Annotated in this window: 21 protein-coding genes; 11 read left to right on the top strand and 10 right to left on the bottom strand. The window is 62.7% G+C overall.

What is annotated here, in order from left to right:
• The first annotated feature begins 4 nt into the window (after positions 1–4).
• Positions 5–472 (top strand): CoA-binding protein, encoded by a 468-nt coding sequence (locus KDK82_RS26400; RefSeq protein ID WP_088166706.1) that lies wholly within the window; start codon positions 5–7, stop codon positions 470–472.
• Between the two features lie 255 nt (positions 473–727).
• Here the strand turns inward: KDK82_RS26400 and KDK82_RS26395 are convergent, their stop codons facing one another.
• A complete protein-coding gene (locus tag KDK82_RS26395; protein WP_065346541.1) occupies positions 728–1,561 on the bottom strand; it encodes a GNAT family N-acetyltransferase in 834 nt (277 codons plus the stop codon).
• A 307-nt stretch (positions 1,562–1,868) separates the two neighbouring features.
• Between KDK82_RS26395 and KDK82_RS26390 the strand changes: the two genes are divergently transcribed.
• Positions 1,869–3,701 (top strand): methyl-accepting chemotaxis protein, encoded by a 1,833-nt coding sequence (locus tag KDK82_RS26390; RefSeq protein ID WP_088166652.1) that lies wholly within the window; start codon positions 1,869–1,871, stop codon positions 3,699–3,701.
• Positions 3,702–3,720: 19 nt separating this feature from the next.
• Here the strand turns inward: KDK82_RS26390 and KDK82_RS26385 are convergent, their stop codons facing one another.
• A complete protein-coding gene (locus KDK82_RS26385; protein ID WP_170962106.1) occupies positions 3,721–4,539 on the bottom strand; it encodes an IclR family transcriptional regulator in 819 nt (272 codons plus the stop codon).
• A gap of 149 nt (positions 4,540–4,688) precedes the next feature.
• Here KDK82_RS26385 and KDK82_RS26380 point away from each other — a divergent pair, with 149 nt between their 5' ends.
• The 9 genes from KDK82_RS26380 to KDK82_RS26340 all read left to right on the top strand — a co-directional run bounded on the left by KDK82_RS26380 (position 4,689) and on the right by KDK82_RS26340 (position 16,696).
• The gene (locus KDK82_RS26380; RefSeq protein ID WP_013800328.1) at positions 4,689–5,654 is read left to right on the top strand and encodes an MBL fold metallo-hydrolase; all 966 of its coding nucleotides are present in this window, start codon (positions 4,689–4,691) and stop codon (positions 5,652–5,654) included.
• A 132-nt stretch (positions 5,655–5,786) separates the two neighbouring features.
• Complete coding sequence (locus KDK82_RS26375) at positions 5,787–7,478, top strand: FAD-dependent oxidoreductase (RefSeq protein ID WP_088166651.1); 1,692 nt, start codon at positions 5,787–5,789, stop codon at positions 7,476–7,478.
• Positions 7,479–7,509: 31 nt separating this feature from the next.
• Complete coding sequence (locus KDK82_RS26370) at positions 7,510–7,776, top strand: DUF2783 domain-containing protein (RefSeq protein WP_013800326.1); 267 nt, start codon at positions 7,510–7,512, stop codon at positions 7,774–7,776.
• Positions 7,777–7,880: 104 nt separating this feature from the next.
• Entirely contained in the window at positions 7,881–8,852 is a 972-nt protein-coding gene (locus tag KDK82_RS26365; RefSeq protein WP_088166650.1) for a tripartite tricarboxylate transporter substrate binding protein, read from the top strand.
• Positions 8,853–10,166: 1,314 nt separating this feature from the next.
• The gene (locus tag KDK82_RS26360) at positions 10,167–11,309 is read left to right on the top strand and encodes a cupin domain-containing protein (RefSeq protein WP_088166649.1); all 1,143 of its coding nucleotides are present in this window, start codon (positions 10,167–10,169) and stop codon (positions 11,307–11,309) included.
• A gap of 39 nt (positions 11,310–11,348) precedes the next feature.
• Positions 11,349–11,573 (top strand): hypothetical protein, encoded by a 225-nt coding sequence (locus KDK82_RS26355; RefSeq protein ID WP_088166648.1) that lies wholly within the window; start codon positions 11,349–11,351, stop codon positions 11,571–11,573.
• A gap of 313 nt (positions 11,574–11,886) precedes the next feature.
• Positions 11,887–13,155, top strand: a complete 1,269-nt coding sequence (locus tag KDK82_RS26350) for an HlyD family secretion protein (RefSeq protein ID WP_088166647.1) — start codon at positions 11,887–11,889, stop codon at positions 13,153–13,155.
• A gap of 2 nt (positions 13,156–13,157) precedes the next feature.
• Positions 13,158–15,302 (top strand): peptidase domain-containing ABC transporter, encoded by a 2,145-nt coding sequence (locus tag KDK82_RS26345; protein WP_088166646.1) that lies wholly within the window; start codon positions 13,158–13,160, stop codon positions 15,300–15,302.
• 2 nt (positions 15,303–15,304) lie between these two features.
• A complete protein-coding gene (locus KDK82_RS26340; RefSeq protein WP_088166645.1) occupies positions 15,305–16,696 on the top strand; it encodes a TolC family protein in 1,392 nt (463 codons plus the stop codon).
• 18 nt (positions 16,697–16,714) lie between these two features.
• Here the strand turns inward: KDK82_RS26340 and KDK82_RS26335 are convergent, their stop codons facing one another.
• The 8 genes from KDK82_RS26335 to KDK82_RS26300 form a co-directional block, all read right to left on the bottom strand.
• Entirely contained in the window at positions 16,715–17,455 is a 741-nt protein-coding gene (locus KDK82_RS26335) for an ABC transporter ATP-binding protein (protein WP_088166644.1), read from the bottom strand.
• A complete protein-coding gene (locus tag KDK82_RS26330) occupies positions 17,452–19,344 on the bottom strand; it encodes an ATP-binding cassette domain-containing protein (RefSeq protein ID WP_088166643.1) in 1,893 nt (630 codons plus the stop codon). The genes KDK82_RS26335 and KDK82_RS26330 overlap by 4 nt, the downstream gene beginning before the upstream one ends.
• Positions 19,341–20,369, bottom strand: coding sequence for a branched-chain amino acid ABC transporter permease (locus tag KDK82_RS26325; protein WP_012202505.1), 1,029 nt, complete (start codon positions 20,367–20,369; stop codon positions 19,341–19,343). Before KDK82_RS26325 ends, KDK82_RS26330 begins: the two co-directional genes overlap by 4 nt.
• An 83-nt stretch (positions 20,370–20,452) precedes the next feature.
• Positions 20,453–21,604, bottom strand: a complete 1,152-nt coding sequence (locus tag KDK82_RS26320) for an ABC transporter substrate-binding protein (RefSeq protein WP_012202504.1) — start codon at positions 21,602–21,604, stop codon at positions 20,453–20,455.
• A 35-nt stretch (positions 21,605–21,639) separates the two neighbouring features.
• Positions 21,640–22,299 carry a TetR/AcrR family transcriptional regulator gene (locus KDK82_RS26315; protein WP_088166642.1) on the bottom strand — a complete coding sequence of 220 codons (660 nt, stop codon included), beginning with the start codon at positions 22,297–22,299 and terminating at the stop codon, positions 21,640–21,642.
• 17 nt (positions 22,300–22,316) lie between these two features.
• Positions 22,317–23,621, bottom strand: a complete 1,305-nt coding sequence (paaK, locus tag KDK82_RS26310; protein WP_088166641.1) for a phenylacetate--CoA ligase PaaK — start codon at positions 23,619–23,621, stop codon at positions 22,317–22,319.
• Between the two features lie 11 nt (positions 23,622–23,632).
• Positions 23,633–24,100 (bottom strand): hydroxyphenylacetyl-CoA thioesterase PaaI, encoded by a 468-nt coding sequence (gene paaI, locus KDK82_RS26305; protein WP_034397981.1) that lies wholly within the window; start codon positions 24,098–24,100, stop codon positions 23,633–23,635.
• 11 nt (positions 24,101–24,111) lie between these two features.
• Positions 24,112–24,894 (bottom strand): enoyl-CoA hydratase-related protein, encoded by a 783-nt coding sequence (locus KDK82_RS26300; protein ID WP_046238612.1) that lies wholly within the window; start codon positions 24,892–24,894, stop codon positions 24,112–24,114.
• Between the last annotated feature and the right edge of the window lie 2 nt (positions 24,895–24,896).

Below are 24,896 nucleotides of genomic sequence, written 5' to 3'. Positions count from 1 at the left end.
GCGCATGAGTGATACAGCCACAGACTCCCGCCTGCGTGACATCCTCGTGCAGTGCCGCACCCTGGCCGTGGTCGGCCTGTCGCCGCAGCCCGACCGGCCCAGCCACCAGGCGTCGCAGTACATGCAGCGCCACGGCTACCGCATCGTTCCCGTGAACCCCGTGGTGGCACGCGAAGGCGGACGCATCCTGGGCGAGCCCGTCCATGCCAGCCTGGCCGACGCTGCGGCCGCGCTGGCCGCACAGGGCCTGCGCATCGACATGGTCGATTGCTTCCGAAAGAGCGAGGACATCCCGCCGCTGGCCGCCGAGGCGATTGCCATCGGCGCGCGCTGCCTGTGGCTGCAACTGGGCGTGGTCAACGATGCCGCCCTGGAGCCGGCCCGTGCCGCAGGCCTGTGGACCGTGCAGGACCGCTGCGTGAAGATCGAGCACCAGCGCCTGCTGGCCGATGTCCCAGCCGCTGCCCGGTAGCTCAGGAATTGCCCATGAAAAAGGCCGCAGCCCCTGAAAGGCTGCGGCCTGCAATTGGCGTGGACCAAGGCCCGGTCAGTCCGGTGCAGGTTACCTGCCTCCGTCCGGGTGTCTGCTTCAGCCCACATCCAGCATCATGCACGGTCTTTGTGACAGCCCTGTGATGCACATCACGGTCCGGCTCACTGCACAAGAAGCCGGATCCGCCCTCTCTTTCCGAAAATCCCCCGATTCCCCCCAAGCGCCGGGACGGCTTCAGCCGCGCCGCGTGAACAGGCGCATGTAGCGCGAAGGCAGGTCCTGCATGCGCATCATGATGGGCAGGTCGGCCGTGTTGAAGTCGCTGTCCCAGGCCGGTGCGCCCAGCACCTTGGCCCCCGTGCGCAGATAGCCCTGGATCAGCGCGGGCGGCTCCACGCTCATGCCGCTGGTGCTGACGGATGCCAGCTCCTCGGGCAGGGCCACGCGGGGTCGCACCTGCAGCTCGGGCTCGGCCAGATGGGTCTGGCGCAGTTGCTGCCAGACGCGCGCCGGGCCCTCGCCGTGGGCCAGGCCCGGGTACTGCATGGGAATGCTGGCGCAGCCGACCATGGCGTCCAGCTGGTTGCGCTGCATGAATTCGGCCAGGGCGCCCCACAGCGCCAGGATCACGCCGCCCTGGCGGTGCGACGCATGCACGCAGCTGCGGCCCAGCTCCACCATGCGCGGGCGCCAGGCGTGCAGCGGGGCGAGGTCGAATTCCTGGTCGGAGTACAGGCCGCCGGCGCGCAGCGCCTGGGTGGGGGTGAGCAGGCGGTAGGTGCCGATGACCACGCCCCGGTCGGCGTCGCAGACCATCAGGTGTTCGCAGAAATCGTCGAAGGCGTCGATGTCGTGTCCGGCCAGCGGCGTCTGCAGCACGGCGCCCATCTCGGCGGCGAACACCGCGTGGCGCAGGCGCTGCACCTGTCGCACTTCGTCAAGGTGCCGGGCCCAGCGCACGTCCAGCCGCAGCGGTTTGTCTGCGGCCTGGGGTGGCTGGAGAAGCGCGGAAAGCGGGGGCTTGGCGACGTCGATCGCCGCGTTGCGAAGGGTGTCAAGAACGTCCATATGCCCGCCTTCCTCGTCATGTTGGACGCAGTCGGTGACCTGCCTGTGCCACTCGGTTTGCCTGCGTGCCGCCATTGTGGAAAGCCGCCATGAAAGTCCCGCGACGGTTGCGTTACAGCAACATGTCACGTCGCACTGCAATGGTGCACTGCAGCAAATGCCTCTATGACAGGTGTTGTGCGCAAGTTGGTGCACGCCACCACAGGGTTGGCATGTCGTCAAAAATGAAACAAATTGTGCGTTAATGACAGGGCCGCATGCCCGGCCATCGCGGCTTGCGGAGTCCTCAGCCCTCCCTTGCCGCGCCATGCTCCAGACCCTTCGCTCCAAGATTCTTGCCATCAGCACAGCCACCGTGGTCGGCGCCCTTGCCATCACGGGGGCCGCCACGTACCACATCGTCCGCGGCAGCACGTTCCAGACCATCGAACAGGATCTGGACGCCATCACCGCAGGCAACACCATGGCCATCGACCAGTGGGTGGCCTCCAAGGCACGCGCCGTCAGCGCCGCCGCCGCCGTGATCGAGCATGGCGACCCGCAGGGCTTTGCCGCCCACATGGGCCAGGCCAGCGGCTTTCCCATCACCACGGTGGGCTGGCAGGACAAGACCTTCAAGTCCACCACCAGCACCCCGCCCGACTACGACCCCACGGCCCGCCCCTGGTACAAGAGCGCCGTGCAGGCCGGCAAGCTGACGCTGACCAAGCCCTATGGCGACTCCACCACGGGCGTGCCCTATGTGGCCTTCGTGGCGCCCATGCTGCGCGGCGGCGCGCTGCAGGGCGTGATCAGCGGCGCCGTGCCGCTGGAGGGCGTGCGCGAGGTGGTCTCCGCCATCCGCCCCACGCCCGGCAGCCTGGGCTTTGTGGTCAGCCGTGACGGCCAGGTGCTGGCGCATGCCGATGCCAAGCTGCTGCTCAAGCCCACCTCCGACCTCTCGGAGCTGCTGACGCCTGCCGCGCTTACCGCGCTGGCCAGCGCCACGGCACCGCTGGAAGTGAACCTGGGCGGCAGCGCCAAGCTGCTCAAGGCCCGCCCCGTGCAGGGCACGGACTGGCTGCTGGTGGTGGCGCTGGACAAGGCCGAGGCCACGACCGGCCTGCAAAGCGTGCTCAAGACGCTGGCCATTGCCATCGTGCTGCTGGCCTGCCTGGCCACGGCCGTGGCGGCGGCGCTGACGGCCCAGTCCTTCCGGCGCCTGTCGCAGGTGCGCGACGCCATGGACAAGATCGGCTCGGGCGGCGGCGACCTGACGCAGCGCCTGCCGGTGTCGGGCAATGACGAAGTGGCGCAGATCGCCTCGTCCTTCAACGGCTTCGTCGAGCAGATCGGCACCGTGCTCAAGGATGTGCGCAACGGCGTGGAGTCCATGAAGACCGCCACCGACGAGATCAAGCTGGGCAACCTGGACCTGTCCAACCGCACCGAGTCCTCGGCCAGCAGCCTGCAGGAGACCTCGGCCTCGCTGTCGCAGCTGACGGCCAATGTGCGCCAGTCGGCCGAGGCGGCCGCCATGGCCACGCGCCTGGCCCAGTCGGCCAGCAGCTCGGCCACCAAGGGCGGCGACGTGGTGGGCAGCGCCGTGAGCACCATGGACGACATCTCCAGGGCCTCGTCCAAGATCGGCGAGATCATCGGCGTCATCGACGCCATCGCCTTCCAGACCAACATCCTGGCGCTCAATGCCGCCGTCGAGGCAGCCCGCGCGGGTGAGCAGGGCCGGGGCTTTGCCGTGGTGGCGGCAGAAGTACGCAGCCTGGCCCACCGCAGCGCGGCGGCCGCCAAGGAGATCAAGACCCTGATCGACGCCTCGGGCGCCAGCGTGGCCATGGGCACGGACCGCGTGCGCGCGGCCGGCCAGACCATGGGCGAGATCGTGGACGGCATCCAGCGCGTCTCCCAGATCATTGTCGAGATCAACGGCGCCATGACCGAGCAGAGCGTGGGCATCGGCCAGATCAACCAGGCCGTGGCCGACATGGACCGCGCCACGCAGCAGAACGCCGCGCTGGTGGAGGAGTCCACCGCCGCATCGTCCGTGCTCAACGAGCAGGCCCACCACCTGTCGCGCACGGTGGCCGGCTTCACGCTGGAAGGGCGTGCGCCTGCCCGGGATCAGTTGCTGCTCACCAACTGAGCCGCAGCAAGCGACGGGCTCAGGCCTGGGCCGGCGCTCCCAGGCGCTGGGACAGACTGCGCGCCTGGGCCTGCAGCAACAGGGCCGGCCGGCCCTGCGGGTCCAGATCCAGCGTGGCCGAAGGGCCGATGGCGGCAATGGCCAGCACCAGCTGGCCAAAGCCGTCGAACACCGGCACGGCCAGCGCGCTCACGCCTGACAGCAGCTGGTTCTCGACCCGGCTCAGGCGGCTGGCGCGGATGGCGGCCAGCTCCTTTGCAAAGGCGGGCTCCTCCAGGCTGTGGCCTTCCGCGTCCAGCAGCGGCGCGATGCGCCCGGGCTCGCCAAAGGCCGCAAAGATCTTGCCCGTGGCCGTGTGGCGCAGCGATGCGGGCGTGCCGTGGCGCATGGCCACATAGACATGGGTGGGCCCCTCTTCCACGCGGATGATGGTCGGGCCCTGGCCGCTCCACATGGCAATCGACACCGTGCTGCCCACCTCCTGCGCCAGCGCGGGCAGCTCGGCAATCGCCAGGCGCACGGGATCGGCCTGCTGCAGGCTGATCAGCCCCATCTGTATGGCCAGCGGCCCCAGGCCGTAGTGGCCGCTGGCGCGGTCCTGCTCCATCAGGCCCAGCTTGCAGAAGCTCACCAGGTAGGGATGGGCCTTGGCCGCCGTCATGCCGGCCTCGCGCGCCAGATCCTTCAGCGCCATGCGCCGGCCCGTGCGCGCCAGCGCCTTGAGCAGCTGGCCGCCGACCTCCACGCTCTGGATGCCGCGCGGGCCGCGCGCGGGCTCGTCATCGGCGCTGTCGGAGGGGAAGACGGGGTCGTTCGGGGAGGAGGCGGCATCGGACATGGCAGGCATTGTGAAGGCTGGAACCCGAAGTTTGCGGCTCCGAGGGTTTTTCACTATGTCAAATGAATTGTTCAATGTTGAATTTTTCCCTAGCATTCAGGCATTCGATAAAAACAAATGCATTTGTCCATCTCAAAAACAGGATGCCCATGACCACCAAGACCTTTGCCTCCGCCGCCGACCTCGAAATCAAGCAGGTCAGCTTCGACAAGCTCTCCGAGCACGCCTATGCCTACACGGCCGAAGGCGACCCCAACACCGGCATCATCATTGGCGACGACGCCGTGATGGTGATCGACACCCAGGCCACGCCCGTCATGGCCCAGGACGTGATCCGCCGCATCCGCGAGGTCACGGACAAGCCCATCAAGTACGTCACCCTCTCGCACTACCACGCGGTGCGCGTGCTGGGCGCCTCGGCCTTCTTCGCGGAAGGCGCCGAGCACATCATTGCCAGCCAGGACACCTATGACCTCATCGTGGAGCGCGGCGAGCAGGACAAGGCCAGCGAGATCGGCCGCTTCCCGCGCCTGTTCCAGAACGTGGAAAGCGTGCCCGACGGCATGACCTGGCCCACCCTCACCTTCACCGGCAAGATGACGCTGTGGCTGGGCAAGCTCGAGGTGCAGATCCTGCAGCTGGGCCGCGGCCACACCAAGGGCGACACCGTGGTCTGGCTGCCCCAGGACAAGGTGCTGTTCAGCGGCGACCTGGTGGAGTTCGGTGCCACGCCCTATGCGGGCGACGCCTACTTCCAGGACTGGCCGCACACGCTGGACGCCATCGCCGCCCTGCAGCCCGAAAAGCTCGTGCCCGGCCGGGGCGCCGCGCTGCAGACGCCGGCCGAGGTGCAGGCCGGCCTGGCCGGCACGCGCGACTTCATCAGCGACCTGTGGACCGAGGTCAAGGCCGGCGCCGATGCCCAGCAGGACCTGCGCAAGGTCTACGAGGCCGCCTTCGCCAAGCTGCAGCCCAAGTACGGCCAGTGGGTGATCTTCAACCACTGCATGCCCTTCGATGTGACCCGCGCCTATGACGAGGCATCGGGCCACGCCGACCCGCGCATCTGGACCGCCGAGCGCGACCGCCAGATGTGGCTGGCGCTCGAAGGCTGATGCACGGCGGCGTCCGGGCCTGAACACCGGCACGCCCGCCCATCGCACCCGTCCGTGACCCGGCGCCCTGGCGCGCCGGCGGGGATGGCTGCGCCCTTTTTTCCACACTGCCCACGCCAGAGGACGAACACCATGTCCCACCCCGCCATCTCCCTGCAAGCGCTGCGCGGCAGCGGCGCAGACATACAGTCCATCCACATTCCCTACGAGCGCCATGCCGACCAGGACGCCGGTGCGGACACGCCCGCCCGGCATCCCGTGGTCATCGTCGGCGCCGGCCCCGTGGGCCTGTCGCTGGCCATCGACCTGGCCCAGCGCGGCCAGCGCGTGGTGCTGCTGGACAACGACTGCCGGCTGTCCACGGGCTCGCGCGCCATCTGTTTTTCCAAGCGCACGCTGGAGATCTGGGACCGCCTGGGCGTGGGCCAGCCCATGGTGGACAAGGGCGTGTCCTGGAACCTGGGCAAGGTCTTCTTCAAGGACCAGCCGCTGTACCGCTTCGACCTGCTGCCCGAGGACGGCCATGAGCGCCCGGCCTTCATCAACCTGCAGCAGTACTACGCCGAGGCCTACCTGGTCGAGCGCGCACTGCAGCTGCCGCTGATCGACCTGCGCTGGCACAGCAAGGTCACGGCGCTGGAGCCGCAGGCCGAGGGCGCGCTGCTGACCGTGGAGACGCCCGATGGCAGCTACCGCATCGATGCGCAATGGGTCCTGGCCTGCGACGGCTCGCGCTCGCCGCTGCGTGGCCTGCTGGGCCAGGAAAGCCATGGCCGCATCTTCCGCGACCGCTTCCTGATCGCCGACGTGAAGATGCATGCCGAATTCCCCACCGAGCGCTGGTTCTGGTTCGACCCGCCCTTCCACCCGGGCCAGAGCGTGCTGCTGCACCGCCAGCCCGACGATGTCTGGCGCATCGACTTCCAGCTGGGCTGGGACGCGGACCCCGAGGAAGAGAAAAAGCCCGAGAACATCGTGCCGCGCATCCGCGCCCTGCTGGGCAAGGACGCGCCCTTCGAGCTGGAATGGGCCAGCGTCTACACCTTCGCCTGCCTGCGCATGGACCGCTTCGTCCATGGCCGCGTGGTCTTTGCGGGCGACAGCGCCCACGGCGTCTCGCCGTTTGGCGCACGCGGCGCCAACAGCGGCGTGCAGGATGCCGAGAACTTGGCCTGGAAGCTGGACCGCGTGCTGCGCGGCCAGGCCGATGCCTCGCTGATCGCCACCTACGGCGCCGAGCGCGAATACGCGGCCGACGAGAACATCCGCAACTCCACGCGCGCCACCGACTTCATCACGCCCAAGAGCGAGATCAGCCGCCTGTTCCGCGACGCCGTGCTGGACCTGGCGCGCGACCATGAATTCGCGCGCCGCATCGTCAACAGCGGGCGGCTGTCCTTGCCGGCCACGCTGCATGGTTCGGCGCTCAACACGCCCGACACCGACACCTTCGACGGAACGCAGCTACCCGGCGCCGTGCTGGCCGATGCGCCCATGCGCCGGCCCGGCGCAGACGGCACGGCCTGGCTGCTGCGCGCTCTGGGACCGGACTTCACGCTGCTGCACTTCGGCCCCACGCCCGCCTGGGCACAGGCGCTGCCCGGCGTGCTCAACCTGTCCATCGCGGCCGAGGGCGAGGCCCATGCGCACGGCGCCGACCTCATCGATGCGCGCGGCCTGGCGGCCAAACGCCTGGATGCACGCCCCGGCACCAGCTACCTGCTGCGGCCTGACCAGCATGTCTGCGCGCGCTGGCGCCGCCCCGACGAAGCCGGCGTGCGCGCCGCTCTCCAAAGAGCCTGCGGCGCCGCCGCCACGGCCTGAACCTCTTACGCCCCATCCACAGGAGACCGCCATGCTGCTGTCCACCCACCCCAACCTGCAGGCCTGCGACGATTTCTACGAAGCCCTGATCGCCACCCACCAGGGGCTCGATACCGCGCAAAGCCATGCCCTCAATGCCCGCCTCGTGCTGCTGCTGGCCAACCACATTGGCCACCAGGGCACCTTGCTGCATGCGCTCGAACTGGCCCGCGCCAGCGCAGGACTTGCCCCTGCCGGCGCGGACCCGGCCGAGCGCGGCGCCGTGACGCCGGTCGCCCCGGTGCACGCGGCCGCCTGAAGCCGCGCGCCGCCGCCCGTGCGGCGGCCTGCCATCCCCACAAAGGCGCCCGCCTCACAACTCGGACATCTCACAAGGGCGCCGCATACAACATGGAGACAAGGATGCAACGCAAGCAGTTTCTGGCCGCACTGGCCTGCTCGGGCCTGGCCCTGGCCGCAGGGCCTGCCGCCCTGGCACAGGACAAGCCCCTGGAATGGGTCGTCGGCTATGCGGCCGGCGGCGGCTCGGACGTGGTCGCCCGCGTCATCGCCGAGGCCATGGGCCGCAATCTGGAGCGGGTCATCGTCATCAACAACAAGCCCGGCGCAGGCACCAACATCGCGGCCGAGTACAGCGCCCGCTCGCGCGACTACGGCAACCTCATGTTCACGGCCGACTTCGCCACGCTGGCGGCCAATCCCTTCCTGTTCAGCAAGCTCAACTACAACGCCGAGCGCGACTTCAAGCCCGTGGGCATGCTGGTGCGCTTTCCCATGCTGCTGGTGGTCAACAACGAGGTGCCCGCCACCAACCTCGCCGAATTCCTGGCCTGGGCCAAACAGCAAAAGACCGGCGTGAGCTGGGGCTCGGCCGGCCTGGGCAGCCCCCACCACCTGGTGGGCGAACTGTTCCGCGAACAGGCGGGCATCAGCAACATGACCCATGTGCCCTACCGTGGCGCCGCCCCGGCCGTGCAGGACGTGGTCGGCGGCCAGATTCCCGCCATGTGGGCCGACAGCGCCACCATCATTCCCTTCCTGAGCGAGAAAAAGCTCAAGGCCATCGGCGTGGCCAGCCCCGCGCGCGTGGACGTTCTGCCCCAGATCGCCACGCTGCAGGAGCAGGGCCTGAAAGGTTTCGAGGGCTACGCCTGGCAGGGCATCGTCGTGCCCACGGGCAGCTCGGCCGAGGTGGTCAAGAAGTTCAGCCAGTCGCTGCAGCAGGCCCTGGCCGACACCCGCACCAAGGCACGCCTGGCCGCCATGGGCGTGGAGCCCATGCCCGGCAGCGCCGACCAGATGGGCCAGTTCGTGCGCGCCGAGCGCAGCAAGTGGGGACGGGTGATCTCGGCCAACAACATCAAGCTGGATTGAGCGGACATATGTTCTAGCTCTTGAGTCCGCCCTGTAAATTCACTTCTTCCTTCAGGCAATCATCGATGTCTGAACACGCAGACGCTGGAGCAGCGGGGCAAGGACGGTAGTCAGCCTTGCGCAACAGCTGGCGCAATAGAACCGCAGCACGGCCAAGATCGGTTGCGCCTTGTGTCATACATCACGGCTTGGATACCATCGCCAAGCGGTCCAGTATTTCAGCTAACTACGGCCATCATATGGGTGCCCGGCATTGTGAGCGCATGCCCATTGCCTGGCTTTCCTTCAACGTGGTGGCGATTCTCACCTTCGCTTCCAATTCGTGCGATGTCCTGGCTTTTCCCTTTGAGGTGCACTCCACTCGCGCATGCTGGGAATACAGCTAGTTCTCTTTTTTAGGGAACTGGCGGAAGGTGCGGTCCGTGTACTGCGGCAGTGGAGCCGAGCATGCTCGGGCACTCAATCAATCTGGGACCGCACGGACCCATGCACACTTTCCAAGCTCGAGCGCCGGGTACACGGCCAAGCGCATGCTATTGAATTGCCTGGGATGGGCATACCTGCCGATTTGCACGGCCGGCCAGAGCGCGACACATTTGCGCTGCTAGCGAAGGCGTAGACCGTATTGCTAGGCGGCTCGCCCAAGTATTGCCGGGTCTTGTCCATTAGGTACCCTCAATGGGACGCACCACCACTTTGGATAGCACGCGTCGGCATCCACACCCGCTGCACGCAGGACTTGTTGATCAGTCCAAGGCCCTGAACGCTCACCAGCGTTAACGGGCAGCAGCAGCACATCAACATCTTGCCCGCCGGTACGCTAGTAATTGGCCAAAGGACCCATGAAGGCCGGTCGCCAGTTGAAGTTCAGCGCAGATACGCATGTTGTATGGCCCTCTCATGCAGGCGGATTTCTATACGTTCTCTAGTTCAAAGCGAAGAGCTCACATCCAAGCAAAACTCTCCGTTGAGTCACACTTCCACCATTCGGGAGTCCTTGAATTTCTTGTTCAACCATCTTCTAGGACTAATCTGAGCAACCACTTCGTAAATAAGATTAATCCTACTCTTTACAGGTGAATTTTAAGAATCTTCCCTATTTATTTTTTGGCAAAAAAATATTTCAATTCAATCTTCTTAGATGTCACGGATTTTGAAAAATAAGTCTTAACAAAATTCCTTTACACGATTTTCCCTCGTCAGAAGGACCTATATTTATTAAGTAAAAAAGATTACTGCCGTCAATTCATATCGCATAAAGCAAATTAATTTTAATTGCTGAAATTATTCTAAGATTTAGCATATTTACAAACCATGAACATGGGCATTACCAGAGAAGAATTTATTGAAAATTATTTTGAGCAGAATTTCCTTTTTTGCCATAATGCACTATATCCACATAAAATTGATTGGAATCATATAAATGAAGTGCTATTTTCATCAGATCCTAGTGATGGGATGCTGAGCATTTTCAAAGATGGACTAATTCCGATCGAAAAATATACTGAAAACTTTATAGATTTCAATATAAGAAAAACCCGCATCACAAAGCGTTTATTCAATGAATATATGCGCAATGGTGCGACGCTGGTAATTAACCGAATAGAAACCAAATCCTCTCTGATCAACGAAATTACACGAAGATTCGGTAAATTCATTGGAGAGAGGACTGTCGCAAACGGTTACGCCGCATTCGGCGGAGAAGGAACATTCTCCAAACATTGGGATACTCATGATGTGTTTGCGGTTCAACTAATTGGACAGAAACGATGGAGAATCTTTGAGCCAACATTTCCCCTGCCACTCCCACATCAGAGAAGCAAGAATTTCAAGCATGAATGCCCTAAAACACCTGTTTTTGACCGTGTGCTAAACGAGGGCGATGTACTCTATATCCCAAGAGGCTGGTGGCATGAGGCGGCTCCTATAAAAGATAGGGAGACTTTTCACATTGCAGTTGGAGTTCACACACTTCACATAGTTGACTACATACTATGGTCCTGCATTAATACATTTTCAGAAATCCCCGCATTACGAAAGACAATCAAACACGAAGACTATTCCACAAATGGTATAGAAAAATCAATTCACTTCATTAAAGACATATTAATCAATCAAGACAACATAGAAGAGTTCAAAAACCATCAGATTAGCCAGGAGAGAATTCCCTCAGAATTCAATATCCAAGATACTTTCAAGAAAAAACTGTCATCTCAATATTTAACCAGATCAATTAAATTTAACTCCTCGCTATATTCACCTCACAGCAAAAAGATACACGCAAACGGAATAGCAATCTCCTCCGACGAGATATCCAAATCAATATTTTTACAAATTTTAAACAACCCTGGAGATAGCATAGAAAAAATCATCAGAAATATTGATCCAAATTTTCAAGAAAGAGCACTATCCCTAATAAAAAATTTAATAGAAAACGACATAATTTATTTAGATTAGCCAGAAACAAAATTCACAGCAACGATATTGGAGAATTAAATGCGCGAACTAGTAATTTCAGAGATGGAAGTCGTAAATGGCGGAGCAGACTGGGGGGAAGTAGGGACGGGGCTTGCTGGTGTTGGTTTAGGCATCGCAATAGTCTCTACTCCCGTTGGAATAATCGGACTCCTCGGAGCGGGATTGGTAAGTTATTGGGGAGGAGTAGCGATCGGCGACGGCCTCATCGATGGGAAAGCCTTTGATTTTGACGGTGATGCATAGTAGATAAAAAATGGCCAATCAACTCACTGATTGGCCATTAATTTACCGCAAAAATTATCCAACACAACATGACCGAAACTCAAAAATTACTCGCAATCATAAACTTAATAGTTTTTATCGTAATAGCAATAATATACGCAGCAACAAACAAGAATTCACTTCGCAGAAAAATCACCAGCAACCGCAAAATATTTATATTAGCCATATTTATAACCATTTTCACACCAATAATCATGACATTTCTTGCAAAGAAATAAATTAATATTCATAAATTTTATTACATCTAAAATAACGAAGGCAAAAATAATCTCAGATGACATTATTCCGAAAAGAATCTCTTGATTCCAAGAGATTTAAACTGGACGGCCATGTCTTAATGATTCGTCCATTTTCCTTCGCAGTTTTAACGACATTCTCCATTACAACCTTCCTATCGATAGCAATAATTCTTTTATTTTCAACCTATTCCAGACACTCAACAGTTAAAGGTCAACTCCTTCCAGCTACGGGGCAGATCAGAGTTTTTTCTCAACAACCAGGTGTTGTTATTGCAAAGTATGCAAAGGAGGGGCAATACGTCGAGAAAGGCGATATTCTTTATAAAATCTCCAGTGAGCGTTTTGGTGAAGATGCGGTAGCAGTTTTTTCTCAAATCACCCGAAGCCTGGAACAAAGGCGAGAATCGCTCATTGACGAGCATACGAAATTTCTGCAGCTGCATCTCGCGGAGCGGCAAACATTGAATAGAAAAATTGCAAGCCTTCGCGTGGAACTGTCAGTGCTAGCGGAGCAGGTTAAAAGCCAGCGGAATCTACTTGCCCTAGCAGACAACGCCATTCAGAGATACCAAGGATTGTTGGACAAAGGCTATATCTCAAAGGATCAATTTCAGCAACGTCAGGCGGAGCAACTAGGTCAAATACAGGTGCTTCAGCGCTTACGTCGTGAACAGACAAGCTTGGAGCAGCAGGCGGTAGAGCGCACCAATGAACTCGCAGGGCTTGACAGTCGACAGAAGAATCAACTAGCACAGATCAACCGACAACTTTCGATGCTCACACAGGAACTCACGGAGAGCGAAGCGAGGCGAGCCTTCGTCATTACCGCACCAGAGGCAGGCACGGCAACCGCGGTATTCGCTGAAGTTGGCCATAGCATTGATGCACGCCTGCTCCTGATGCTTATTGTTCCAACGGACTCATACCTTGTGGCAGAGCTCTATGCACCAAGTAAAGCCATTGGTTTTATAAAACTAGGCGACCCCGTTAATATTCGCTACCAAGCCTATCCATATCAAAAATTCGGAATCCACCGGGGTAGGTTGGCTTCTATCTCTCGCACGAGCCTTTCACCTTTCGATTTTTCCAGTACTGTCAACCTGCTCCCAGGTTCTGGCGAAGTAGCGGAGCCACTGTATCGGCTACGAGTAGAACTTGATAGTCAAGCCGTCACCGCGTATGGGAAGGCGCAAGAACTTCAGAGCGGCATGCTGCTTGAAGCAGATATTCTTCAAGAGTCTCGCCGTCTCTACGAGTGGATTCTGGAGCCGATTTACAGCATTTCAGGAAAATTCCCAAAATAACCATGATTTCTTTAGATACGCTAGCACTGCGCTTCGGAAAGCACTTGCCGATTATCTTGCAGACAGAAGCCGCTGAGTGCGGTCTGACTTGTCTGGCAATGATCACAAGCTATCATGGACACAACGTAAATTTAAGGGAAATGCGCCAGCGGGTCAGCATTTCACTTAAGGGAATGAGCCTTGCCCACGTGGTTCAGGCTGCGCATCGCTTTCGCTTGGGCACCCGGGCTGTGCGCTTGGAACTGAATGAGCTTTCAAAACTGATCGTGCCTTGTGTACTGCATTGGAATATCGATCATTTTGTGGTGTTGAAATCCGTTAGCGCCCGAGGCGCGGTAATACACGATCCTTCAATCGGAGCTCGCCAAGTCAGCCTCGAAGAGTTGTCGCATAAATTCACTGGAGTTGCTCTGGAACTTTGGCCGAATAAAGATTTCGAGCAAAAGAAAGAAAAGCCAAAGGTCAAGCTACTTAGTTTGATAGGGGAAATCAGCGGATTACGCCGCTCACTGCTGCAAGTGTTAGTGATGGGCGTGGCACTGCAGATGATCGCGCTCATCAGTCCGTTCCTGCTTCAATGGACCATAGACAATGCGATTGTCGGTGACGATCGACATCTGCTGGCCACCCTGATTCTGGGTTTTTCGATTGTCTTGCTGATACAGGTTTTTATTAGCACCGCCCGGGCCTGGGCACTTATATACCTGGGCACGCTATTCAGCCTGCAATGGCGGAGCAACGTGTTCAGCCATATGCTGCACCTGCCCAGTCAGTTCTTCGAGAAGCGCCACCTTGGTGATGTAGTCTCACGATTTGGATCCGTCGATCAGATACAGCAAACCCTGACCGCAAGCTTTTTCTCGATCATTCTTGATGGAATGATGGCACTTTCCACCTTGGTGTTGATGCTTATATACAGCCCCCGGTTGGCGGCCGTGGTCTTCTGCACCATAGTGCTCTATGGACTGATTCGCTGGGCGTGGTACTACCCGCTGCGAAACGCCACCGAGGAACAGATCGTTCATGGGGCCCGCCAGCAAAGCCACTTCCTCGAATCAGTGCGAGGTATTCAGGCATTGAAGCTATTTCAGAAGCTTGATATGCGAAGGTCGATATGGCTGGGCCTCTTCGTGGAGCAGATCAACGCGGGCCTGAAGTCTCAGAAGCTACAACTTTTTTATGGGCAAGCCAACGCATTGCTATTTGGTGCCGAGAACCTGCTGGTCGTTTGGCTAGGCGCAACCATGGTGATGGATGGACAATTCAGCGTAGGCATGTTGATGGCCTTCTATTCCTACAAGTCTCAGTTCGGCAGTCGAGTCGGCAGCCTGATTGATCAACTCTTCGAGCTGCGCATGTTGCAGCTACATAGCGAGAGGCTGGCCGATATTGTTCTTCACCCCCCCGAAGAAGAGGCTTGCGCACTCGTCACCGAGGAACGCAACAATCGGGCAGATATTGAAGTTCGAGCTGTGGGTTATCGCTATGGGGACCAAGAACCCTGGATCCTGGATGACGTTAACTTCAGCATCGCTGCAGGCGAAGCCGTGGCAATCATTGGTCCATCAGGCTGTGGCAAAAGTACGTTGTTCAAGGTGCTGTTGGGTATGCTGCCAGCGGCAAGAGGGAGCATTCGCATCGCTGGCCATGAGCTCGACGGACAGAACCTATCTGTGCTTCGGAGCCTATCCGGTTGCGTGATGCAAGACGACGCGCTTTTTGCGGGAAGCCTTGCAGAGAATATCTGCTTCTTCGATCCTCAACCAGACGCGCAATGGATGCGACAGTGCGCGCGCACCGCAGGAATCCATGGCGACATCGAACACATGCCCATGGGCTACAACACCTTGGTTGGAGACATGGGCACAGTGCTTTCCGGCGGACAAAAACAGCGAATACTGCTGGCGCGCGCGCTGTACAAGAAGCCCCGAATTCTGTTCCTCGATGAGGCAACCAGCCATCTCGACGTGGCAGCCGAACGGCAGGTCAACGCCGCGATCCAAGCACTCGATATCACTCGGATCGTGATTGCCCACCGTCCAGAGACAATTGCCTGTGCAGACAGAGTCATCGAATTGGGCCATGGCAGGGTGATCAACGATGTGCGAGTACGAGCAATACAGCGCAGGCACCAGCAGGGGGAGTGACTGTGCACCAGCTGCGCCTTCTTGTCTTCGTTGCCGGTGTAGTGCTGCTCAATTCTGTGTACGCCATGTCTTCATATGATGCGTTCTCCACGGAAGGCCTCGCAATGTCTCCACCAATGGTCTCAGCAGCAAGAGTGGGCATCTGCCCTATCGGCAAATTGCCGGAACAGCTGACCGTGCATGAAGCAATCACACGAATCCTGTGCCAGGACCCGGCCATTCGGCAAGCTTGGTCAACAGCCCGAATGCGAGCAGCCCAACTAGGTTTGCGCAAGTCCGAATATTTACCGCGTCTGGATGCACGGCTGAGCCGCTCAGCAAACCGCAGCTACGATGGCTATGCGGAAGCGATACACAGCAACAACAGTACGGGCAACTTCAGCCTGAGTTGGGTTCTATTCGATTTTGGACGCCGGGACGCGGCACTGGATTCTGCTCATCAATTGCTGTCAGCAGCTAACGCCGATCAGAACGCGGCCATCCAGAACGCATTTCTAGGTGCCGCTCAGCTGTATTTTGCGGCGCAGGCAAGCAACCAGCGGCTTGCTGCTGCTCAGCAGGTAATGGATTTGGCCAAAGACACTTATATTGCCGCAGCAGAGAAGTACAAAGCCGGTGCGGCAGCCCTGTCCGATCGCTTGCGAGCCAAGACGGCCTACACTCAGGCCAGTTTGCATGTATCCCAGGAAAGAGGCGCGCTGTCCAGTTCTTTGGGCACTATGGCGCTTCGCATGGGTCTGCCTGCGCATACTCTCGTACGCCTAGATGAGCATGGCGAAGCTTTGCCTTCATTGGACTTCATTATTGAGGTCGACGAACTCATCCGCCTTGCGGGCCAGCAGCATCCCCGCCTTGTTGCGGCCGAAGCTCGCACAAAAGCCGCCCAAGCTGCAATACAAGAAGCCAGCGCGATGGCTAGGCCAAAGATTGCACTGACCAGCAGTTTTGGGGTCACGGATTCCTCCGTGCATGGTCGCGGCAGTCGGCGCAAGGATATGAATATAGGTCTGCAACTGAGCATTCCATTGTTTTCCGGATTCGAGCAGACTTATCAGATCCGGGCGGCTAAGGCTCAGGCAGCCACTTATGCTGAAGAGGCAGAGGTTGCGCGCTTGCGATTGTCAGTGGATGTCTGGACTCAACACAACGGTCTCCGCACGGAAGCAGAAAACCTTGTACACACCTCAGACCTTGTCAATCAATCCAAGCAGGCTATGGACATCGTGCAAGGCCGTTATCAGTCTGGTGTAGGCAGCATGACCGAAGTTCTGAACGCCATGGAGACCTATGCCAAAGCGCAGGAACAACATATCAGTGCGATGGCAAACTGGCGGGCATTGCGCTTGTCACTGGCAGCTCAATTGGGGCGTTTAGGGTTCTGGGACCTTGACTAGAGGCGAGACCCCTTTAACTCAGGCCACCTCCGCACTACGCCCCATACCCAGATAGGTATCGATGATGCGCCGGTCGTGCAGCAGCTCCCTGGCCGCGCCGCTGAGGGCCACGGCGCCCATCTCCAGCACGTAGGCACGGTCGGCCACCTTGAGGGCGGCGCGCGCGTTCTGCTCGACCAGCAGCACCGAGACGCCGTGGTCGCGCAGGCCGGCCACGACCTGCAGCACCTCGCGCACGATCAGCGGTGCCAGGCCCAGCGAGGGCTCGTCCAGCAGCAGCAGGCGCGGGCGTGCCATCAGCGCGCGGCCGATGGCCAGCATCTGGCGCTCGCCGCCCGACAGGGTGGAGGCCATCTGCGGGCGCCGCTCCCTCAGGCGCGGAAAGATGGCGAAGACCTCGTCCATGCGCTGCGTCTGGTCGCGCAGGCCCCGGCGCCAGCGCGAGAAGCCGCCCAGCAGCAGGTTGTCTTCCACCGACATCTCGCCGAACAGCTCGCGCTTTTCGGGCACCAGGGCCACGCCGTTGGCCACCATGACCTCGACGCCGGGGCGTGCGATGCGCTTGCCGTCCAGATGGATCTCGCCGCGCGAGGGCAGCAGGCCCATGGCGGCCGACAGCAGCGTGGTCTTGCCCGCGCCGTTGGGGCCGATGACGGTGACGATCTCGCCACTGCGCACATCCAGATCCACCTGGTGCACGGCCTCCACGGGACCGTAGGACACGCTCAGGCCCTTGAGCTGCAAAAGGGTGTCGCTCATGCCGTCTCTCCGGTTGCCTCGTCGTCGTCGCCGCCGCCCAGGTAGGCATCCAGCACGCGCTGGTTGACCTGGATCTGGGCCGGCGTGCCTTCGGCGATCACGGTGCCGAACTCCAGCACCGTGATGCGGTCCGCAAGATTCATGACGAACTCCATGTCGTGCTCCACGACGAGAATGCCCAGCCCCTCGGCGCGCAGCTGGCGCAGCAGGTCAGCCAGGGCCTGTTTTTCCAGGTGGCGCAGGCCGGCGGCCGGCTCGTCCAGCAGCAGGGCCGCGGGCTGTCCGGCCAGGGCGCGTGCGATCTCCACGATGCGCTGCTGGCCCAGGGCCAGCGAGGCGGCCGGCACGTCGGCGAAGGCGCCCAGGCCGCAGCGCTCGATCTGGCGGCGCGCCTCGGCCAGTACCGAGGCCTCCTCGGCCCGGTCCAGGCGCAGCATGGAGGCCAGCCAGCCCCGGTGCGCGCGCCGGTGCGCGCCCACGGCCACGTTCTCCAGCACGCTGCGCTGGCCCAGCAGGCGCACATGCTGGAAGGTGCGGCCCAGGCCCAGGGCGGCAAAGCGGCGCGAGGGCGCATCGTTCATGGCCTGGTCCATGAAGCGCACCTGGCCCTCGGTGGGCGAGTCCACGCCCGAGATCATGTTGAAGAAAGTGCTCTTGCCCGCGCCGTTGGGACCGATCAGCGCATGCACCTCGCCGGCCTTGAGCGTCATGGCCACATCGTTGTTGGCCACCAGGCCGCCGAAGCGCTTGGTCACATGCTCGGCCGCCAGCAGCACCTGGCCCGCCGCAGGCAGCGCGCGCTGCGCCAGCGGCGCCGCGTCCGCCAGCTTCAGATCGGACACGGGCCGGCGCACCCAGCGTGCCGTGAGCGCCTGCAGCGTGGGCCACAGGCCTTCTGCAAAGCGCTGCAGCACCAGCACCATCAGCAGGCCGAAGACGATGACCTCGAAGTTGCCGCTGGTGCCCAGCAGGGCCGGCAATATGTCCTGCAGCTTTTGCTTGACCAGGGTGATCAGCGTGGCGCCCAGCACCGCGCCCCACAGGTGGCCGGCGCCGCCGACCACGGCCATGAACAGGTACTCGATGCCCACGTTCAGGTTGAAGGGCGCCGGGCTCACGAAGCGCTGCATGTGGGCGTAGAGCCAGCCCGAGAGCGTGGCCAGCAGGGCCGCCAACACGAAGAGCTTGACGCGGTAGTGCGCCGTGTCGATGCCCATGGACTCGGCCATGACGCGGCCGCCGCGCAGCGCGCGGATGGCCCGACCCTCGCGCGAGTCCAGCAGGTTGTGCAGCAGCCACAGCGCCACCAGCAGCACGGCCCAGATCACCACGCCCATGGCGCGCGGCGAGGCCAGCGAGACGCCACCGATCACCAGCGGCGCAATGCCCGTGATGCCGGTCTGCCCGCCCAGGAATTCCATGTTCCCGAACAGGTAGTACAGGCTCAGCCCCCAGGCGATGGTGCACAGCGGCAGGTAGTGGCCCTGCAGCTTGACCGTGACCGCGCCCAGCAGCCAGGCCACGACGAAGGTGATGAGCAGGCCCAGCGCCAGGCCCACCCAGGGCAGGCCCGCCGCGCCCACCAGCCCGCCCAGCGCGGCCACCGAGGCCGGCGCCGTGCAGACCCAGGCCGTGGCATAGGCGCCGATGCCCACGAAGGCCGCCTGGCCGAACGAGGTCATGCCGCCCACGCCGGTCAGCATCACCAGGCCTGCGGCCACCAGGGCGAACAGGCCGATGTAGCTGAGGATGACGACGGTGAAATCAGGCAGGAAGCCCCAGGACGCGGCCAGCAGCGCAATGGCGGCCACCGTGAGCACGCGCGTGCTGATGCCGCCCGAGGCGGCCTTGGCAGGCGCTGCGGCCTGCGAGGAAACGGGGGCGCTCATTCTTCTTCCTCCACATGGTGGCTATTGCGCGATCGCCACCACAGCACCGGGATGATCAGCGTGAACACCAGCACCTCCTTGTAGGCACTGGCCCAGAACGACGAGAAGGCCTCCAGCAGCCCGACCAGCAGCGCGCCGGCCAGGGCCAGCGGGTAGCTGGCCAGCCCGCCCACGATGGCGGCCACGAAGCCCTTGAGGCCGATCAGAAAGCCGGTGTCGTAGTACACCGTGGTCAGCGGCGCGATCAGCAGGCCCGAGATGGCGCCGATCAGCGCGGCCAGCGCAAAGCTCACGTCGCCGGCCATGGCCGTGGGAATGCCCATGAGGCGTGCGCCCACGCGGTTGATGGCCGTGGCGCGCAGCGCCTTGCCGATCATGGAGCGCTCGAAGAACACGAACAGCAGGGCCACCAGCACCAGGGTCACGCCCACCACCACCAGGGACTGGCCCGAGATCGTGATGTCGCCCAGGCGCAGCTGCGCCTCGGAAAACGCGGGGGTGCGCGAGCCTTCGGCCCCGAAGAACAGCAGCCCCAGGCCGACCAGCACGCCGTGCATGGCCACCGAGACGATAAGCAGCATCAGCACCGAGGCATGGGCCAGCGGCCGGTAGGCCAGGCGGTACAGCAGCGGCCCCATGGGCGTGATCAGCACCAGGGTGGCCAGCGCCTGCAGCATCAGCGAGGACGGGCGCAGCCCCCAGGCCAGGGCCACGGCAATGGCCGGCAGCGCCAGGCACCACAGGAAGGTGGCGGGCCAGCTCACCTGGCTGCCCGCGCGCCAGCGCAGCAGGTCCACCACCAGCACGGCGGCGGCCAAGGCCAGCAGCAGCCACAGCGTGGTGGGCACGCGGCCGGCCTGCATCATGGCCAGGGTGAGCGCGCCGAAGGCGACGAACTCGCCCTGCGGAATGAAGATGATGCGGGTGACCGAGAACACCAGCACCAGGGCCAGCGCCATCAGGCCGTAGACGGCGCCGTTGACGATGCCGTCCTGCCCCAGCAGCAGGGCGATTTGCAGATCCATGATCGACTTTCGAGCAGGCGCGGCCGAGCGCCACAGCGGCCGCCGCCCAGTGCGGCAGCCGCTGCGGCCTCAGGCCCGCAGGTTCAGGGCTGGTACTTCCAGGTACCGTTCTCGATCTTGACCATGACGGCCGCGCGCTGGTCCAGGCCCAGGTGGTCGGTGGGCGTCATGTTGAAGATGCCGTGGGCGCCGGCCACGTCCTTGGTCTGCTCCAGCGCATCGCGCAGGGCGGCGCGGAACTCGGCCGTGCCGGGCTGGGCCTTCTTGAGCGCGGCGGGAATCGCCGCTTCGAGCACGCGGCCCGCATCCCAGGAATGCGCGCCAAAGGTGGATGCCGTGCCCTTGCCGTTGGCGGCCTCGTAGGCTTCCACATAGGAGACGGCAGACTTCTTGACCGGATTGCTGTCGGGCAGCTGGTGAGCCACCAGCACGGGGCCGGCGGGCAGCAGCGTGCCTTCCACATCCTTGCCGCCAACGCGCAGGAAGTCGGCATTGGCCACGCCGTGGGTCTGGTAGATCTTGCCCTGGTAGCCGCGCTCCTTGAGCGATTTCTGCGGCAGCGCGGCCGGCGTGCCCGAGCCTGCGATCAGCACCGCATCGGGCTTGGCGGACATGAGCTTGAGCGTCTGGCCCGTGACCGAGGTGTCGCTGCGCGAATACGCCTCGGTGGCGGTGAGCTTGAGGCCCTTGGCCTCGGCCACCTTGCGGAACTCCTGCAGCCAGCTTTCGCCATAGGCGTCGTTGAAGCCGATGTAGCCCACGGTCTTGATGCCGGCCTTGGCCATGTGCTCGCCGATGGCGGCGGCCATCATGGCGTCGTGCTGGGGCGTCTTGAAGACCCAGAACTTCTTGGCATCCACGGGCTCGACGATCTTGGCCGAGGCGGCCAGCGTGATCATGGGCGTCTTGGCCTCGGAGACCACGTCCACCATGGCCAGCGAGTTGGGCGTGATGCTGGAGCCCAGGATGACATCGACCTTGCTCTCACTGATCAGCTTGCGCGTGTTGGCCACGGCCGCCGTGGTGTCGGAGGCGTCGTCCAGGATGATGTAGTTGACCTTCTGGCCCGCCACCGTGCGCGGCATCAGTGCCACGGTGTTCTTCTCGGGAATGCCCAGGGAGGCCGCCGGTCCGGTGGCCGAGACCACCACGCCCACATTGATGTCGGCCAGGGCCGAGCCCCAGACCGTGGCCAGGGTCGCGGCCAGCAGGCCCAGTTTCGTCAAACGCTTCATGTCTGTCTCCTTGTGTTGGATGGGGCGTGGCACCTTCAGGCGTCACAATTTACCGTGGTAACTATTTTTTTGCCAGCGGTTTGATGCCCGGGTTTGCCTGGGGTCTGCACGGCCGGCAGGCCTCCGAGGAACAGGTCGGCCACCACGGGGGCCATGGCCTCGTGGTCCAGCGAGCCGTCGGGCCGCAGCCAGGTGAACATCCAGTTCATCATCCCGAACAGCAGCATGGCCAGCGCCTTGGGCAGGCCCGCGCCATCGGCGTCCGGCCGCAGCTGGGCCACCGCCTGGGCAAAGGTTTCGACCACGGCGCGCTCCTTGCCCAGCACGCGCTGGCGGTCGTCATCCTGCAGGAAGCGCACGTCCTCGGTCAGCACGCGGTGGGCATGGCGGGCATGGGCGTATTCCTGCACGAAGCGCTCGATCAGCATGCGCAGCCGCGGCTCGGGCGGCAGGCCCATGGACTGCACCTCGTCCACCAGGGACTGCAGCCGCGTCATGTGGCCATCGGTGATGTCCACCAGCAGCGCGTACTTGTCGCGGAAGTAGTGGTAGATGGTGGGCTTGGACAGGCCGCAGGCCTGGGCCACCTCGTTCATCGAAGTGCCGGGGTAGCCGCTGCGCGCGAACAGCGCGGCGGCATGGCCCAGGATCAGTTCGCGCTGGTCGTCGTATCCGGAAGATCGGCCTCGGGCCATGGGACTCCTGTGCGCGCTCAGCGGCTGCGGTGGTCGATCACGCGGCGGGCCTTGCCCACCAGGGTGCGCTCTATGGAATCGGGCCGCAGCACCTCGACCTCGGCGCTCACGCCGACCAGGGTCTTGATGCGCTGCTGCACCCACAGTGCCAGCGCCTCGGTGTCGCCCTGCGTGCCCGGCTGCATCTCGCAGCGCACGGCCAGCCGGTCCAGGTTGCCGTCGCGCGTGACCACCAGCTGGTACTGGCCCGACAGCTGGGCGTTCTGCAGAACGATCTCCTCGATCTGCGTGGGAAACAGGTTCACGCCGCGGATGATCATCATGTCGTCGCTGCGCCCCACGATCTTGCCCATGCGCCGGAAGCTGCGCGAGGTCGGCGCCAGCAGCCGCGTCAAGTCCCGCGTGCGGTAGCGCACGATGGGCATGGCCTCCTTGGACAGCGACGTGAAGACCAGCTCGCCCTCGCTGCCGTCGGGCAGCACCTCGCCCGTGTCGGGGTCGATGATCTCGGGGTAGAAATGGTCTTCCCAGATCACCGGCCCGTCCTTGCTCTCCACGCATTCGCTGGCCACGCCCGGGCCCATGACTTCGGAAAGGCCGTAGATGTCCACGGCATCCAGCCCCGCCTTCCCCTCGATCTCGCGGCGCATGGCCTCGGTCCAGGGCTCGGCGCCGAAGATGCCGATCTTGAGCGAACTCTCGCGCGGGTCCATCCCCTGGCGCTGCATCTCCTCCACGATCACCTGCATGTAGCTGGGCGTGACCATGATGATGTCGGGCCGGAAATCCTGGATCAGCTGCACCTGCTTTTCGGTCTGCCCGCCCGACATGGGCACCACCGTGCAGCCCGCGCGCTCGGCTCCGTAGTGCGCACCCAGCCCGCCCGTGAACAGGCCGTAGCCATAGGCCACATGCACCATGTCGCCGGGCCGCCCGCCCGCTGCGCGGATGGAGCGCGCCACCAGGTTCGCCCAGTTGTCGATGTCATTCAACGTGTAGCCCACCACGGTGGGCTTGCCCGTGGTGCCCGAGGAGGCATGCACGCGCGCCACCTTCTGGCGCGGCACGGCAAACATGCCGAACGGGTAGTTCTCGCGCAGGTCCTTCTTGGTGGTGAAGGGAAAGCGGGCCAGGTCGGACAGCGTGCGCAGGTCGGACGGATGCACGCCCTTCTCGTCGAACGCGCGGCGGTAATGCGGCACATGGTCGTAGGCATGCTGCAGCGACCAGCGCAGGCGCAGCAGCTGCAGCGAGGCGATCTCGTCGCGGCTGGCGGTTTCGATGGGGTCGAGTTCGCCGGGGGCGGGGCGCTGCAGGGACATGGCGGACCTCTTCAGGCGGGCTCTGTCAGGCCGGGCACAGTGGGCCGGCCCTTGAAGCTGTGCGAGCGGCCACGGAACAGCGCGATCACTTCCTGGCGCTGGTTGGTAACCTGCACGTCATAGACGCCGGTGCGGCCTGCGCGCGAGACTTCGCGGGCCTGGGCCGTGAGCACGTCGCCGGGCCGGCCGGGCGCGACAAAGTCCACGCTCAGGCCCGAGGCCACCGTCATCTCGTTGCGCGCATTGCAGGCATAGGCAAAGGCCGTGTCGGCCAGCGCCGTGATGAAGCCGCCGTGGCAGATGTCGAAGCCGTTGAGCATGTCGTCGCGCACGGCCATCTCCATGCGCGCCGCGCCGGGTGCGATGTCCGTGATGCGCAGGCCCAGGCCTTGCGCGGCGCGGTCGCGCGCCAGCATGCCGTCGCGCACCTGTTCGGCCAGGCGCTGTGCGGCTTCGTCCGGGGTGTGGGTGTCTTGCATGGCGCCGCTCCTCAACGGTCCGAGAACACGGCAGCCCGCTTGCCCAGGAAGGCGGCCACGCCCTCCTGGTAGTCGTGGGCCGCACCCAGCTGGCCCTGCTGGCGCGCCTCGCGCGTGAGCGCATGCTCGTAGTCCAGCAGTTGGGCCGAGTCCATGGCCTCCCGCGTGCGCGCCAGGGCCCGCACGGGCATGGCGGCCAGGCGCTGGGCCAGGGCCTGGGCTTCGCTGCGCAAATCGGCATCTTCCACGCAGCGCCAGATCAGGCCGATGCGTTCGGCCTCGGCCGCAGGCAGCTTGTCGCCCAGCAGGGCCAGCCCCAGGGCGCGCGCACGGCCCACCAGGCGCGGCAGCAGCCAGGTGCCGCCGCAGTCGGGCACCAGGCCGATCTTGGCAAAGGCCTGGATGAAGCTGGCCGAGCGCGCGGCCAGCACCAGGTCGCAGGCCAGCGCGATATTGGCGCCCGCGCCTGCGGCCACGCCGTTGACGGCGGCCACCACGGGCACGGGCATGGACTTGAGCCGCAGGCACAGCGGCTGGTAGCGGCGCTCGATCAGGTCGCCCAGGTTCTGGTCGGGCGCCGCCTCGGGGTCGGACAGGTCCTGGCCCGCGCAAAAGCCGCGCCCCGCGCCCGTGAGCACCACGCAGCGCACCGAGGCATCGCCGGCGGCCTGCTCCAGGGCCGAAAGCAGCTGCTCGTGCAGTTGCGCGTTGAAGCTGTTGAGCGCGTCGGGGCGGTTCAGCACCAGGGTGCGGACGGCGTCTTGCTGCTCAACCAGAACCAGCGATGGGGGCATGG

The sequence above is a fragment of the Delftia sp. K82 genome (genome assembly GCF_002193035.1).
Classification (GTDB): Bacteria; Pseudomonadota; Gammaproteobacteria; order Burkholderiales; family Burkholderiaceae_C; genus Comamonas; species Comamonas acidovorans.
This window is presented reverse-complemented; position numbering and strand designations above follow the sequence as displayed.

Bases quoted from the DNA above. Each gene is read 5' to 3' on its own strand.
- KDK82_RS26400 (WP_088166706.1), top strand. From the start codon at position 5: ATGAGTGATACAGCCACAGACTCCCGCCTGCGTGACATCCTCGTGCAG.
- KDK82_RS26395 (WP_065346541.1), bottom strand. From the start codon at position 1,561: ATGGACGTTCTTGACACCCTTCGCAACGCGGCGATCGACGTCGCCAAG.
- KDK82_RS26390 (WP_088166652.1), top strand. From the start codon at position 1,869: ATGCTCCAGACCCTTCGCTCCAAGATTCTTGCCATCAGCACAGCCACC.
- KDK82_RS26385 (WP_170962106.1), bottom strand. From the start codon at position 4,539: ATGTCCGATGCCGCCTCCTCCCCGAACGACCCCGTCTTCCCCTCCGAC.
- KDK82_RS26380 (WP_013800328.1), top strand. From the start codon at position 4,689: ATGACCACCAAGACCTTTGCCTCCGCCGCCGACCTCGAAATCAAGCAG.
- KDK82_RS26375 (WP_088166651.1), top strand. From the start codon at position 5,787: ATGTCCCACCCCGCCATCTCCCTGCAAGCGCTGCGCGGCAGCGGCGCA.
- KDK82_RS26370 (WP_013800326.1), top strand. From the start codon at position 7,510: ATGCTGCTGTCCACCCACCCCAACCTGCAGGCCTGCGACGATTTCTAC.
- KDK82_RS26365 (WP_088166650.1), top strand. From the start codon at position 7,881: ATGCAACGCAAGCAGTTTCTGGCCGCACTGGCCTGCTCGGGCCTGGCC.
- KDK82_RS26360 (WP_088166649.1), top strand. From the start codon at position 10,167: ATGAACATGGGCATTACCAGAGAAGAATTTATTGAAAATTATTTTGAG.
- KDK82_RS26355 (WP_088166648.1), top strand. From the start codon at position 11,349: ATGCGCGAACTAGTAATTTCAGAGATGGAAGTCGTAAATGGCGGAGCA.
- KDK82_RS26350 (WP_088166647.1), top strand. From the start codon at position 11,887: ATGACATTATTCCGAAAAGAATCTCTTGATTCCAAGAGATTTAAACTG.
- KDK82_RS26345 (WP_088166646.1), top strand. From the start codon at position 13,158: ATGATTTCTTTAGATACGCTAGCACTGCGCTTCGGAAAGCACTTGCCG.
- KDK82_RS26335 (WP_088166644.1), bottom strand. From the start codon at position 17,455: ATGAGCGACACCCTTTTGCAGCTCAAGGGCCTGAGCGTGTCCTACGGT.
- KDK82_RS26330 (WP_088166643.1), bottom strand. From the start codon at position 19,344: ATGAGCGCCCCCGTTTCCTCGCAGGCCGCAGCGCCTGCCAAGGCCGCC.
- KDK82_RS26325 (WP_012202505.1), bottom strand. From the start codon at position 20,369: ATGGATCTGCAAATCGCCCTGCTGCTGGGGCAGGACGGCATCGTCAAC.
- KDK82_RS26320 (WP_012202504.1), bottom strand. From the start codon at position 21,604: ATGAAGCGTTTGACGAAACTGGGCCTGCTGGCCGCGACCCTGGCCACG.
- KDK82_RS26315 (WP_088166642.1), bottom strand. From the start codon at position 22,299: ATGGCCCGAGGCCGATCTTCCGGATACGACGACCAGCGCGAACTGATC.
- paaK (WP_088166641.1), bottom strand. From the start codon at position 23,621: ATGTCCCTGCAGCGCCCCGCCCCCGGCGAACTCGACCCCATCGAAACC.
- paaI (WP_034397981.1), bottom strand. From the start codon at position 24,100: ATGCAAGACACCCACACCCCGGACGAAGCCGCACAGCGCCTGGCCGAA.
- KDK82_RS26300 (WP_046238612.1), bottom strand. From the start codon at position 24,894: ATGCCCCCATCGCTGGTTCTGGTTGAGCAGCAAGACGCCGTCCGCACC.